We start from the raw sequence: 13,387 nt of genomic DNA, 5'->3' as shown, positions 1-13,387 counted from the left end.
GGCCTTGGGACGCGGTGGTCGGGTTGGTGGTTTGACCGGCGGGTAGGCGATAACCATGGAGCCTTTGGGGGGCGTGACCTTGCCGCCGTCGTCCTTGAAGTCCCGTCCGATGCTGTAGAGAAGAAATCCCTTTGGGGTGAGCTTATACCGCAGCTGCTGGTTATCAAAGGGGTCAAGCGGGGGCGGAGTGGGCAAATCGGACAGGGCATTCGGAAACCCTCGGTGCTTCAGCCGGTATTCAAACAACGCGAGCATCACCTTTCGCAATCGGCGCTCGGCTTCGTTTTGCATCAGCTTGACCGACAAGGAGCTGTAGATGGGGATCATCATGTCGCTCACCAAGTACGTGATATCCATGCACCGGAGGCCAGCGGCAGCTTGCTTACGGTTGGACAAATCGGTCAACTGACGCCGTTGCTCGACTAGGTCGTAGTTCCCTTTTGACAGGACCACGAAAAGCGCATTCCAGGTCTCGAACTGACGCGATTCGAATGCGTCGGCCAAAACGTCATCGCCAAGGCCAAGCGGTTTCAAAACAAACGGCGGAGCGTTACCACCGGGATGAGTACCATTGCGTATTTGCTCGTTCAGCACTAATGTGACCACCAAGTCCTGCTGGAGATATGTCCGAAGGTCAAACGGGGGATTGAACGCGGTATCCGCCCGTCTCGCCGCAGCTAAGAGCATAGGATCGTTCGGGTGGTCTTCTACGATGGCAACAAAGTTTCTGTGCACTATCGATTCGCAGGTCAAACTCGCCAGGAATCCTATCAACGCACCTTCTTGACCCGATTGACGACCGATCCGAGCCGCCGTCGCTACCGAGCGCATTGCGTGCTCAGGATCGCCCGATTTTGCCGCAACCGCCGCGTCAGCGCATAGCAGCCAGGTCAAATGACGTCCCGCTGATGCATACGGCAAAGGCATTAAGGGAAAAAGTTCCCATTTTCTTTGAAAATCACACTCCGGACGCGCCGCTGCCTGATTTGCCAAGCGTAGCAACTTCGAATATTTGCGGAGAATCCGACCTGCGTTTGCCCAGTCGCCCGAGCTTCCATCCAAATCGACAATACTTAACAGCACATCATTTTCGGAATTTGTTGGCCAGTCACTGGGAGGCAGAGCGAGGATGGTGGTCCAAATGACTGCAGCGTTGCGGGCAGGAGGAACAGGCGGGTGTCTTCGCAGTTCGTCAGGGGTCAGCGGTAAACCAAGTCTCTTGGCTGCCGCCCTTTGCGTCGGCAACTGACGCGCCACCGACCGTATACTGCTTGTCCACCAAACCAGGAAGCCAATCACCGCTATCGTGCAGAACGAGGCGGCTATCATCAATGCCACGCAACCACAACTTCGCTTCTTATTCATGTCACTCCATCTCACAGGGATATCCCATTTAAGATTGGGAATCGCGTTTGCTGTTGAGGGCTCAGTTCACTTAGTTGATTATACATCAAGTTTTGGTAATGTCGCATTATTTTGAAAAGTCGGATAAACCTCAAACCATCGCTTTTCTTTTCTCCCAATCGATGTCTCCATAATCACTGCAATCAAACCCACGTCGGTATCGGTATCACTCTCACTATAATGCTATATTCGACACATGATGGCTGTATTCCTTCACTTCATATGTATAATCAAGGAGATTCTGTCTGATGAAATTGGAGGGGGTTGCTTCAGCACAATCATCTTCGCAATGACACAGATAGAAATATATTTATCAGATAAAGCACTCAGGCCGCCTCTAACGGGGCGGCCTGAGTGGTAATTGTCGGAAAAACTCTATCCTATCTGGGTGCCGTTTACATGCAGGTGAAATCTGCAGCCTAGGGTTTGGGCGGCTTTGTTGCACATTACCATGAGTTCAAGGAATATCTCGAAATACTCCATCATGCTGGCAGCTTTGCCGTCGGTTTGGAGGTCGAGAATAATCTTTTTCTCCTCGGGAATAATATCTACCCGCGAGCGTTGGACGGCGAAATTGACACGGTCGTGGATGTCGAATGAATGCGGGTCAGGATTTTGAACTCTTGAGGAATGGACATCGGATTTATCGGCTAAAATCACTGCGGCTGACATCCAATGGACAGGTTCGCCGCCTGGTTCCTCATGGTTGCCAATGGCGCCGATAATGAGGGCGATTTCCTTTGTTTCCATTCCCATCTCTTCAAGGAGTCTGAAAGCCATTGTTGCGCCGGTTTGGGGGTGGTTGGTGCGGCTAATAACGTTTCCAATGTCGTGCATGTAGCCGGCAATGGCAGCCAGTTCCGCTTGACGGGGTTCATAGCCAAGTGTGGCGATAATATTCTTAGAAATACCGGCCACAATTCCTGCATGGCGAAATCCATGCTCTGTATAGCCGATTGCATTAAGCAGCTCATTTGCGCCTTCAATATAAGCTTTTATTCGCGGGTTTGCGCGAATTTCTTTAAGCGTCAAAACACCATTTTGTACTTCACTTGTTGCCATTTTGGGTCACCTGTCCTTGGAACTTGATATTATTATCGGCTAGCTATGACATTAACCGTTAGGATACCAGAGGCCAGTAATAATGAGGGAGTTTGCCGAGTGTTTGTTTGACTTTTCGAACCTGAAAGAGGTAGAATCATTTCTAGTTTAGTCTTAAGTATAAAAGGTGTCGGCCAGTGAATATTGGACGCGATGTTATTCCCATTAGTATTGAAGAAGAGATGCGACGATCGTATCTCGACTACGCAATGTCGACAATTATTGCTCGCGCATTACCGAATGTACGAGATGGCCTGAAACCTGTTCAACGACGTATTCTCTATGTTATGCGCTCTTTGAACTTATCGCCGGATAGTGCTCATACCAAGTCCGCTAAAGTTTGCGGTGAAACCTCCGGTAACTTTCACCCGCACGGAAACGAAGTCATTTATCCGACGTTGGTTCGAATGGCGCAGGATTTTAGTATGCGCTATCCCTTGGTAGATGGCCAAGGCAACTTTGGCTCTGTTGATAACGACCCACCGGCAGCCATGCGTTATACCGAAGTCCGTCTCACGCCTTTGGCGATGGAGATGATGGAGGATATCGATAAGGAAACAGTCGATTGGCAACCGAATTACCTTCAGACACAAGATGAGCCGATGCTCCTGCCTGGTAAATTCCCGAACCTGCTTTGTAACGGAGGTTCTGGTATTGCGGTCGGTATGGCAACCAACATGCCTTCCCATAACCTGGGGGAAGTGATTGATGCGACCCTTTTTCGTATTGATCATCCGGAATGTACTATTTCTGACTTAATGCACTTTATTCCTGGGCCTGATTTCCCAACTGCTGGGATGATTTTAGGCACTAATGGGATCCAGTCGGCTTATGAGACAGGGCGCGGAACCATTATTATTCAGGCAAAAACACAGATTGAGCCGATGGATAATGGTAAGCAGGCGATTGTGGTAACTGAATTGCCTTATCAGGTCAACAAGGCAAAACTGATTGAGACAATAGCTGACCACGTGAAGCAGCGCCGTATCGAAGGTATTACCGATCTGAATGACTATTCAGATCGTCAGGGAATGCGCGTGGTTATCGAGCTTCGACGGGATATCAATCCGCACAAAATCCTGAATTATCTCTACAAGCACACTCCGCTTCGCACCAGCTTTGGTGTGATTATGCTCTCGCTTGTCGATCAGGTTCCTCGAGTTCAAACACTATCCCATATCATCGATGAGTATATCAAGCATCGACGTGAAGTGATTACCCGCCGAACGCAGTATGAATTGCACAGGGCAAAGCAGAGAGCTCATATCTTGGAGGGCTTGCAGAAATCAGTCGATATTCTCGACGAACTAATTGCCCTTATCCGACGAAGCGAAAGCTCAGATGCTGCACGCCGTGAAATGGTGATTTCTTATGGCTTCACGGTTGCTCAGGCTGATGCAATTCTGGCGATGCAGCTTCGCCAATTGGCTCGCCTCGAACAACAGCGAATTGAAGACGAATACAAAGAACTCTTAAAGAAGATAGCTGGTTTTGAGGATATCTTAGCGAATGCTGAGCGATTGACTTCGATTTTGAAAGAAGAACTCAAACAGCTTAGAGATAAGTTCGCTGATGCTCGCCGAACGCGCATTGTTGCTCAAGAAGCGAGTGAAATCCGCGATGAAGACCTCATTCCTGAGGAAGAATCGCTGGTTACCATTTCGCGCGATGGGTATGTCAAGCGAGTGGCGATCGATAGCTATCACTCCCAGAAGCGGGGAGGGAAGGGCATCCGTGCTCAATCGACTAAGACAGAAGATGAAGTCGCGGCTGTTTTTCAGGTGAATACGCACAGCTATATGCTGTTCTTCACCAACAAAGGCCGGGTCTATCGTCTGAAGGCCTATGAATTGCCGGAAGCGTCTCGGCAAAGCAAAGGCACGCCAATCATCAACTACATCGCTATTGAAGGTAATGAGCAGGTGACTGCATGGCAGACCCTTAGGCAAATTGGCGGTGAAGGTTACCTTACGATGATAACCCGTAAAGGCGAAATTAAACGTACTGGGTTGAGCTTCTTCCAGAACCTTAGGACGAACGGGCTGCGAGCGTTTGATATTGAAGAAGACGACGATCTCTGTTGGGTCCATCAGACTACCGGCAAAGATCAAATTGTCATTATTACTCAAAACGGCATGTCAATTCGTTTCGATGAAGAAAAGGTCCGAGGGCGAGGGAGAGCTGCTGGTGGAATTCGAGCTATCAGATTGCGTCCGGACGATGTGGTTGTTGCGGTAGAAGTCGTTCGGCCGGGAACCAACCTTCTGGTTGTTTCTGAACATGGATATGGCAAGAAAACTCCAATCAGCGAATATCGCGACCAGGGCCGTGGAGGTACGGGCATCTTAACGATGAAAGTGACCGACAAAACCGGTTGCGTCGTCGGAGCTGCCATGGTGGAGGCCAAGAGCCGGTTGCTGCTTGTGACTGCTCTGGGCAAAGGCATTCGCTTGAGAGTAGAAGAAATTCGAACCACTGGCCGCAGCGCTCAAGGGGTTAGGTTGATAAATCTAGGCTTTGGCGACCATGTTAGCTCTGTCGCCCGACTTGATCTTCAACCTGATGGTAAGGAAGATGAGCCGATGCAGCACAGCATGGATGAAATCGAGATCGATGCCGATTTGGTATCGATGGATAATGATGCTGAGCTTGAAGAGATTGACGAGTAGAGTTAAATGAAAAAAGGGCGCTGCCTGATGGCAGCGCCCTTTTTAATTACTTATGTACCGTCTGGTTCGGTGCGGGCTTCGATTTGGCTGGCTAAGTCAGCGGCTCGTACCCAATCATCTTGAGTGGCAAGAGGTAGAGACGGGCGCTCTTCGGGCGAGGGAAGCTCATGAGGAGTTAAAGCAATCGCTCTCATGTCAGGCTGAGATAGACGCTCTTGCAACTCACTGTTTAGGTAGCGAAGCACTTCAAGCCGATGTTGCAGCCGAGCTGACTCACGCCCAAAAACATTCTGCATATCTGCCAAAAGTTCTTCACGCTGCTCGAATGATGAGTTGTCGGCTTTTAAATCATTAAGACGTTTGCGATATTCCTCAAATCGCAAGCCTTCCAGTAGCCGTTCTGCTAGCGTTACCAACATATTCATCGTATCATCAAGATAACGCAAATTCCGCTGCCGAACCATCTCATCAAAGTCGCTCATAATCTTCATCGTGAACACCTCCTTTAAACAATACGTTTATTGTATCCCATCCTCAATTATCGGACTATGGTCAATGTAGGCTTTTATAACTTGTGCGGCTTCGCCTTCGGATTTGATCTGTCCGGAATCCATCCAGATGCCTCTTGTGGCGACGCGTTGGACAGCTTGCATGTCGTGCGAGACGAAAAGAATGGTTTTGCCGGAGCGTTGGAATTCATGAATCTTTTTATAACACTTCGCCTGAAACTCGGCATCACCGACGGCTAAAACCTCATCCACCAATAGAACATCCGCATCCACATGCACTGCGACAGAGAAGCCTAGGCGCATCAGCATTCCTGAGGAATAGGTGTGAATGGGTGTATCTATGTAATCGTCGAGGTCAGCGAACTTAACGATATCTTCGAGCCTCTCTTTTACTTCTTTGCGCGATAAGCCTAAGATAACCGCATTAAAAAAAATATTCTCTAATCCGGTTAGGTCGGGATGAAAGCCTGCTCCAAGCTCTAACAAGGGAGCAACACGGCCATTTACGGCTATAATTCCAGAAGTTGGTTTGTAGACCCTCGCAAGAAGGCTAAGCAGGGTGCTTTTACCTGCGCCGTTTTTGCCGATGATGGCGACCGTTTCGCCTGGATTTATCTTCAGGCTCAGGTCATCGATGACTACTTTCTGATCAACTCGGCGTGGTAGAAACGCGAGCAGAAGACCTTTGAGGGAACCGTATGCCTGGTGGACACGGGTGAACTTTTTGGTCACGTGATCGAGAATGATGGCAGGCTGAGGTTCCATCACACACGCTCCGCAAACTGCCACTTATGGCGATTGAAATAGGCATAACCGGCTATAGCGAAAGCAATCGAGACCAAAACCGCTAACACAATCATCATCGGCTCAAGCGGCGAACTGGGCACTTGCAATCCATTATCTAGTGTTAAACTGCGATTGGGCAGGAGTATCTTTCGATAAAGCGTTAAAATTACGGCCATCGGGTTCAGGTGATAAATCCAATAGATGATCGTGTGGTATTGTGATGAAACTAGTGTAGGGTTCTTTACTTGACCGGAAAAATAGACGATTGGCGATAGGTAGAAAAGAAGCTGCATTCCAACTGCAACGATATATTTCACGTCTTCATAATAAACATTAAGCGCCGTGACAAATAGGCTTATCCCTATGGTCAAAAGGAGTTGGATAATAATAACGAACGGAAGAAGCGCTGCGGTTGCTTGAAGTGAAAGATGATGTCCAGGCACAAAAGCCCAAATGCCTAATAGATAGAGAAAAAACACGACTAGTGAGAGTAGGAAATGGATAAAGTTGGCCGCAACCGCCCCCAAAGGGAGAAGCTCTCTTGGGAAGTAGATTTTCTTAACCAAAGGCATATAGGTGAGCACGCTTTGTGCCGAATCAAGGATTGCCATTTGGAAAAATATCCATGGGAAGTAGGCTGCAAAAACATACGCAGAGTAGTCCGTGATTCTTACTCGGATAAAGAATTTGAAGACAATTGTTAGAACAAGAGCAGTGGCTAAAGGATTTAGCAGCGACCAGAAGAAACCAAGAAACGAATTCTTGTATCTAACACGAAGTTCGCGGATAACAAGTGTCCAAAATAGTTCACGGAAACGCCAAAGCTCTTTTAGTTCTTCACGCATCCGCTTTCCAAGCACCGTTATTTCCTGAAGTATCAGCGTGTGCAGATCCAAGCAGCTTCAATAGTTCTCTACTAGAAACGTGTTCCATAGACTGCCTCTTTCTAAATAGTGGGTAAGTCACTCATCTGACCGGAATTTTATGATCATCCAAATATTTTGCAAGAACCCTGAGGCCGGAAACTGAATGAAAGATGGAGCAAAGACTTCGATACCTACCCGATGTAACTATATCATAACCGATGCGTCATAGATTGTCAATAACCATCTGAGTTTGACAACTAGAATAAAAAATAATTCATTAGGTAAACCTAAAGGGCGCATCCTCGGTATAATCTGCTTAGCATGGCAAACGCTTTCAGTATTGGTTCTGTAATAATCGACCCGCCAGTTATCTTGGCGCCAATGGAGGATGTGACCAATCCCGCCTTTCGCCGCATTGTTAAGCGAATAGGGAGGCCGGGTTTGATGGTCTCTGAATTCGTGAGTGCGATGGCGACTCATTATAACGCTAAAAAGCAGCTAGATAAGCTCGAAATATACGAAGACGACCATCCAATCTCTATTCAGATATTTGGAAGCGATCCTGATATCATGGCCGAAGCGGCGAAGCTGGTTGAAGGTTCAGGCTCTGACATATGTGATATTAACATGGGCTGCTCGGTACCAAAAGTGTGCCGAACAGGTTCGGGAGCCGCCTTACTAAAGGATCCTGATCATGCCCTGAAAATAGTGGAAGCGGTCGTAAAGGCGGTATCAATCCCTGTGACCGTTAAGTTCAGGGTGGGATGGAATCACGAGCAAATTGTGGTACCTGACTTGGCCAGAAGGTTTGAGGAAGCGGGAGTGAAAGCCGTTACTCTTCATGCCCGCACAGCCATGCAGGGCTTTAGTGGGCGCGCCAATTGGGATTTCATTGGCGAAATCAAACAAGCAGTTTCAATTCCAGTCATTGGAAACGGTGATATCAAAGAACCCCATGATGCCCTTTTAATGATGCAGCAAACCGGCTGTGATGGCGTAATGATCGGACGAGCCTCAATCAGCAATCCCTGGATAATCCTGAGAGTTGGGCACTATCTGGCCACTGGCGAACTCCTCCCTGAACCAACCATACTGGAGCGCTGCGAAGTGGCTTTAGAGCATTTAAGGCTCATGACCGAGCTCATGGGCGATGAACTCCGAGCCACCCGCCATCTTAGAGGCCAGATCCCTCTCTATGTCAAGAATTTCCCTGGCGCTGCTAAACTAAGAGGCGATATCTCTCAGGCCAAATCTATCGCTGAAGTAGAGGATATTCTATCGGAAATAGCCTGGGAACCGGAAGACTAATAGGCGAAAGGCTTCGGAGCTAGTGAGATACCGGTACTATTGAATTGAAACGTAATAAAGAAGACGGGGCAGTTGAATGCAACTGCCCCGTTATTTCAGAGAGATTTTATGTTAGTCTTCGTGAGTAATCTTGATGGCTTTGTAGCCGCCTTTTGATTTATCCCACAGCCAAATGCCTCCGAAGACAAATAGCAGGACTATAGGAAGGACAGCTACGTACTTGAATGAGATGCTATTGCCGTAGTTCGTCGCTTCCATTAACTTCTGCGAAGCTCCTGCCACATTGGCTTTTGCAGCTTCTGATAAAGCATTGAAATCGGCAAAGCCGAATGACTGAGCTTTTTGGATTTTATATTGGTCGAGTATCCCACCCATTTTCCACAAAGTGAAGTAGTTTGCGCCCATTCCGGCTGAGCCCATTAAGCCCATTAGAAGCGCTCCACCCTTAGGAAAGCGTTCGTTTGTAACGCCAATCATTGTCGGCCACATGTAGCAAACACCGGTACCCCAGAGTGTGGCAGCGATAAAAGCGGTGATTGGACTATTGGCTACACCTAGCATAAACAGGCCAATGGCAGCCAATAAACACGACAACCAAAGAAGACCGATGGGAGATAATTTGTGCACCAGGGGGCCTGCGAAATGCCTCATAGTGAACATGAGTACGCTAACATAGACCAATATTAGAATTGCGTTAAAGCCAACGATATTGCTCAGAGCGGCTTTTACCCATTGGTCGGGTGATAGTTCAGAGGAAGCTGTCAGGAACATACAGCAGAACATAAGAAGGAATGCAGGGCGGACAGCCTGCTTCCACATCTCCTTGGCAGGGACACCGGATGCAACACGCTCGGTAGGCGGGAAGAGAGTGCCGAAGGAAATAACTCCATAGATGACTGCAGGGATGAGGGCAACACTGAGTTGTGATTGCCAGCCCATCTTCATCGAAGCCATCCCGAATGCAATTAGACCCCCGATAACTATGCCGCCAGGCCACCAAGCATGCAGGTGGTTAAGTTTCTTGATCTTATCATCGGGATACACTGAAGCCGTAAGGGGATTAATAACTGCCTCAACTAGACCATGTGCCAAGCCGACTGTAAGGCTGCCTGCTGAAACAATCCAGCAGTTAATCGCCGGGCTATGGCCGAGGGATGCCGCAAATATAGTGGCAAGTGTGCCGCCAATATGCAGTAGCGCCGCAAGCTTGAGCAGACGGCCCATTCCAATATAGTCGCAAAGGGGACTGCCGAGGAACATTGTAATACAGAGACCGATAAAGATTAATCCCAGCGAGCCATTAGCCGCAGCTCCCGCATCCTGTCCAAAAACAGGAACAAAGAACCTTTCCCGCATATTATCAAGGGTTGCTGCGCGAGTGCTGAAAACGATACCGCAGGTAGCCAGGGAGGCTACGCTTAGTAAAAATAAACGAGATCTATCATAGGTCACCTTTTCGGTGACAGCGCTCTTTTTTGCGCTCAATGTGACACCTCCTTATGTTCACAAAAGGCGACAATTCCCAAGTGAGATTGCCGCAGAGTAAATAAGATATTGAATAGTCATTTCGAGACTATTGTGATGATTCCTTCTAAAATTATACAAAAAAACAAAGAAGTTTGTATAGAGGTTAAAAAAGGGCTTTGTTGGAACGTTAAGGGTATACACTCCGTATCTTGGAAATATACGGAGATATTTTAAGGAGAAATAATGATTCGTAAGTTAGTTCTATTTATTGCGATTTTAGGGATAAGTTTTACAGCAATGGCTGCCTGTCATACAACACTTAAAACTAAGTCTCATGTGAAAAAGGTGGCTTTAGTATGTCCAGTTAGGGGTGAAAAGATAATGAACCCAAAAAGCGCTCCTAAGTATGTCTATAAAGGGAAGACCTATTACTTCTGCTGTTCTGCCTGTGTTCAACCTTTTAAAGATCATCCAGAGAAGTATATCAAGAGAAAGTAAGTCAAAGATCAGCCTTAGAGTGTCCCCCTTTCCAAGGGGGACTATAGGGGGCTTCAGGGTTCTTTCTCTTTCTCTGATACGAACGGGCGACCAAATAGGGTCGCCCGTTCGTAAGTTTAGACGTATCCCTGCTAAGATAGCTTTTGGAGGAGGATTGCTACGGGCACGAACATCCCTTGTAATGACATTTAAGGGTATGTCCATGGCAGAGTCGTGTGTCTTGCTTCTTTCCCTTTCTTTCTCCCCTCGAAGCTAGCCCGTTAATAATAGCAGGTGAAATAGCTTCAATGACGCTTGAGTTGTATTCGTTGCGCTTGAAATCGGGGCGGGCTGTGTGCTATAATAATTTTAGTATTTTGTCGGAGGAATTGCCAACGGGGGTGGGTTGTTTACCCACCTTTTCGTTTCGTTGGGGGTTTAATCGAAAATGGATCGAGAGTTCATCGAAGCTTTGAGGCAGATTTCACAAGAGCGAGACATTCCGCTGGATGAGTTGATTGAAACCATCGAGTCTGCGCTTGCTAACGCCTATAAAAGACATTTTGCTACCACTGGCGATGCCCATGTGCGCATCGATGCTAACAAGAATGATGTAAAGGTCTATTGTCAGCGTGAAGTGGTTGGTATCGTTAGCAATTCACACCTTCAAATAAGCTTGGAAGAAGCTCGCAAGGTTAATCCTGAGACAGAAATTGGCGATTTCGTCGATAAGGAAGTCACTCCTGAGAATTTTGGACGCATTGCGGCCCAAACTGCTAAGCAAGTTGTCTTGCAGAAGCTGCGAGAAACTGAGCGCCGCCGCACCTTTGATGAATATAATGCGCGAGTTGGCGAGATGCTATCAGGTGTTGTGCAGCGGCGAGAAAATAATATTGTTTATGTCGCCGTCAACAAGATTGAAGCGATATTGCCCCCGCGTGAGCAAGTTCCGACTGAACCATACCGATTTAACGACCGCATTAAAGTCTACGTTCTTCGTGTAGATGAGGGTGGTAAAGGGCCGGTTGTTACCGTCTCGCGTTCTCACCCGAACCTGCTGCGTCGCCTATTCGAAATCGAAGTGCCTGAAATTGAAGATGAGACCGTAACGATCAAAGCGGTTGCTCGTGAACCAGGCCAGCGTTCAAAGATTGCCGTCACAACCACTGACGAGCGTGTTGACCCGATTGGCGCATGTGTTGGCCATCGAGGGGCGCGTGTTCAGGCCGTTGTTAACGAATTGTACGACGAGAAAATTGATATCATCCGTTGGATGCCGGAACCGGCGCAGTTTATTGCCGATTCTCTTAGCCCTGCCAAGGTAGCTAGTGTGACGATTGATGAAGTGAATAGAAGCGCTTTAGTCATCGTAGCAGCGAATCAACTTTCACTGGCGATCGGCAAGGGTGGACAGAATGTTCGGTTAGCAGCGCGGTTGACTGATTGGCGTATTGATATCCGTAGTGATGCTCAACCGGCTCCCGGCGAAGAAGCGCCTTTGACGCATACAGAGTTGCCGGGTGAACCCCAACCATAAAGTGGCAAGGTGATAATCCATGCGACACGTGCCGCAGAGAATGTGTGTAGCTTGCCGCTTAACGGGGGATAAAAATGAATTTATCCGAGTAGTCCGAACAGAAGAAGGGCAGATTCTGATAGATATGTTAGGTCGGCTTCCCGGGAGAGGCGCATATGTGTGCTTGAACTCCATCTGTATCGAAAATGCTTTGAAAAGGAAACATTTCGAGCGGGTATTGAAGTCGACATTATCACCCGAAGCCGTTGAAGCGCTGAGGGCGAGAGGGGCAAAAGAGGTGAAGTAAATTAAAATGGCAAAATTGAGTGTTGCGCTACTAGCAGAGGATTTAGGCATTCGTGTATCCCAGCTTCAGCAAATATTAGTTGAATTGGGTATCGTCGTCGAAAATGCATCTGTTCTACTGGACGAAGATACCGCTCAAACCGTCCGCGATGTTGTTGCAGACCTTGGAGATGAGTTAAAAAAACTGCATTTACCCCCAGGTATTAACGCTCGCGACTTAGCGGCGATGCTGGGAGTTATCCCATCACAAATTCAAAAGAAGTTGATGGTATGGGGCCAATTAGTTGGCCTTACACAAGCGCTTAAGCCGGAGTTGGCTGAGCGAGTTGTCCGTGATTATGGTCTTGAACCTGCATGGGGACAACCTGAAGTCAAAGTGGTTGTCAAAAAACCCACTAAACTTACCAAACCTACCACAAAGTCATCCAAAAGAAAAGCTGCTGTCACGGTCCAAGAACGACCTCCGATAGTTACGATTTTAGGCCATGTCGACCACGGCAAAACTACACTTTTGGACTATATTCGAAAAACTGGTGTTGCTGATCGTGAGTTCGGTGGAATTACTCAGCATATTGGCGCTTATCAGGCTGAAGTCAATGGGAAGCGTATTACCTTTCTTGACACTCCTGGGCATGAAGCGTTCACTAAAATGCGAGCGCGTGGCGCTCAGGTAACCGATATTGCTATTTTAGTTGTTGCTGCAGATGACGGTGTGATGCCGCAAACAATTGAGGCTATCGACCATGCTACTAATGCAGGCGTGGAAGTTATTGTCGCGATTAATAAGATCGATAAAGCCGAAGCTAACCTCAATCGAGTTCAACAAGAGCTATCAGAACGAAATTTAGTGCCGCGTGAATGGGGTGGTCCGACGGAAATGATTCCCGTCTCGGCAAAAGCCGGTACAGGGGTTGACCATTTACTTGAAACAATTATTCTAACTGCCGAGCTGATGGAGCTTCGTGGTGATGCTAACGC

At 47.9% G+C, this 13,387-nt stretch carries 12 protein-coding genes; 6 read left to right on the top strand and 6 right to left on the bottom strand.

The annotated features are described in order from the left end of the window. Positions 1-1,380 (bottom strand): hypothetical protein (locus WCO51_03575; protein ID MEI6512336.1); only part of this gene is annotated, 1,380 nt, incomplete at its 3' end. A 399-nt stretch (positions 1,381-1,779) separates the two neighbouring features. After that, the gene (locus tag WCO51_03570) at positions 1,780-2,466 is read right to left on the bottom strand and encodes an HD domain-containing protein (GenBank protein MEI6512335.1); all 687 of its coding nucleotides are present in this window, start codon (positions 2,464-2,466) and stop codon (positions 1,780-1,782) included. A gap of 176 nt (positions 2,467-2,642) precedes the next feature. On the opposite strand from WCO51_03570, the gene gyrA reads away from it, so the two are divergent. Continuing rightward, positions 2,643-5,174 carry a DNA gyrase subunit A gene (gene gyrA / locus WCO51_03565; protein MEI6512334.1) on the top strand — a complete coding sequence of 844 codons (2,532 nt, stop codon included), beginning with the start codon at positions 2,643-2,645 and terminating at the stop codon, positions 5,172-5,174. Between the two features lie 50 nt (positions 5,175-5,224). On the opposite strand, the gene WCO51_03560 is transcribed toward gyrA, so the two are convergent. Genes WCO51_03560 through WCO51_03550 form a run of 3 tightly spaced genes read right to left on the bottom strand, consistent with a single transcriptional unit; the run spans position 5,225 to position 7,314 of the window. Then, complete coding sequence (locus WCO51_03560) at positions 5,225-5,665, bottom strand: hypothetical protein (GenBank protein ID MEI6512333.1); 441 nt, start codon at positions 5,663-5,665, stop codon at positions 5,225-5,227. A 27-nt stretch (positions 5,666-5,692) separates the two neighbouring features. Continuing rightward, on the bottom strand, positions 5,693-6,448 hold the full coding sequence (locus WCO51_03555) for an ABC transporter ATP-binding protein (protein MEI6512332.1): 756 nt from the start codon (positions 6,446-6,448) through the stop codon (positions 5,693-5,695). After that, positions 6,448-7,314 carry an ABC transporter permease gene (locus WCO51_03550; GenBank protein ID MEI6512331.1) on the bottom strand — a complete coding sequence of 289 codons (867 nt, stop codon included), beginning with the start codon at positions 7,312-7,314 and terminating at the stop codon, positions 6,448-6,450. Before WCO51_03550 ends, WCO51_03555 begins: the two co-directional genes overlap by 1 nt. Positions 7,315-7,656: 342 nt before the next feature. Here WCO51_03550 and dusB point away from each other — a divergent pair, with 342 nt between their 5' ends. Continuing rightward, on the top strand, positions 7,657-8,643 hold the full coding sequence (gene dusB / locus WCO51_03545; GenBank protein MEI6512330.1) for a tRNA dihydrouridine synthase DusB: 987 nt from the start codon (positions 7,657-7,659) through the stop codon (positions 8,641-8,643). Positions 8,644-8,754: 111 nt separating this feature from the next. Here the strand turns inward: dusB and WCO51_03540 are convergent, their stop codons facing one another. Next, positions 8,755-10,128, bottom strand: coding sequence for an MFS transporter (locus WCO51_03540; GenBank protein ID MEI6512329.1), 1,374 nt, complete (start codon positions 10,126-10,128; stop codon positions 8,755-8,757). 225 nt (positions 10,129-10,353) lie between these two features. Between WCO51_03540 and WCO51_03535 the strand changes: the two genes are divergently transcribed. From WCO51_03535 to WCO51_03520, 4 genes are all read left to right on the top strand, one after another. Further along, positions 10,354-10,608 (top strand): YHS domain-containing protein, encoded by a 255-nt coding sequence (locus WCO51_03535; GenBank protein ID MEI6512328.1) that lies wholly within the window; start codon positions 10,354-10,356, stop codon positions 10,606-10,608. 427 nt (positions 10,609-11,035) lie between these two features. Then, complete coding sequence (gene nusA / locus WCO51_03530; protein ID MEI6512327.1) at positions 11,036-12,124, top strand: transcription termination factor NusA; 1,089 nt, start codon at positions 11,036-11,038, stop codon at positions 12,122-12,124. A gap of 19 nt (positions 12,125-12,143) precedes the next feature. Beyond that, positions 12,144-12,410, top strand: a complete 267-nt coding sequence (locus WCO51_03525; GenBank protein MEI6512326.1) for a YlxR family protein — start codon at positions 12,144-12,146, stop codon at positions 12,408-12,410. 6 nt (positions 12,411-12,416) lie between these two features. Continuing rightward, the coding region (locus WCO51_03520) for a translation initiation factor IF-2 N-terminal domain-containing protein (protein MEI6512325.1) at positions 12,417-13,387 on the top strand (971 nt) is incomplete at its 3' end.

Source organism: bacterium (genome assembly GCA_037131655.1).
Lineage (GTDB): Bacteria > Armatimonadota > Fimbriimonadia > Fimbriimonadales > JBAXQP01 > JBAXQP01.
Note: the sequence above shows the minus strand (reverse complement) of the source record. Positions and strands in the feature narration are given on the sequence as shown.

What these genes read in the sequence shown, in the direction of transcription:
- WCO51_03570 (MEI6512335.1), bottom strand. Translation starts at nt 2,466, where the DNA reads ATGGCAACAAGTGAAGTACAAAATGGTGTTTTGACGCTTAAAGAAATT.
- WCO51_03560 (MEI6512333.1), bottom strand. Translation starts at nt 5,665, where the DNA reads ATGAAGATTATGAGCGACTTTGATGAGATGGTTCGGCAGCGGAATTTG.
- WCO51_03555 (MEI6512332.1), bottom strand. Translation starts at nt 6,448, where the DNA reads ATGGAACCTCAGCCTGCCATCATTCTCGATCACGTGACCAAAAAGTTC.
- WCO51_03550 (MEI6512331.1), bottom strand. Translation starts at nt 7,314, where the DNA reads ATGCGTGAAGAACTAAAAGAGCTTTGGCGTTTCCGTGAACTATTTTGG.
- dusB (MEI6512330.1), top strand. Translation starts at nt 7,657, where the DNA reads ATGGCAAACGCTTTCAGTATTGGTTCTGTAATAATCGACCCGCCAGTT.
- WCO51_03535 (MEI6512328.1), top strand. Translation starts at nt 10,354, where the DNA reads ATGATTCGTAAGTTAGTTCTATTTATTGCGATTTTAGGGATAAGTTTT.
- nusA (MEI6512327.1), top strand. Translation starts at nt 11,036, where the DNA reads ATGGATCGAGAGTTCATCGAAGCTTTGAGGCAGATTTCACAAGAGCGA.
- WCO51_03525 (MEI6512326.1), top strand. Translation starts at nt 12,144, where the DNA reads ATGCGACACGTGCCGCAGAGAATGTGTGTAGCTTGCCGCTTAACGGGG.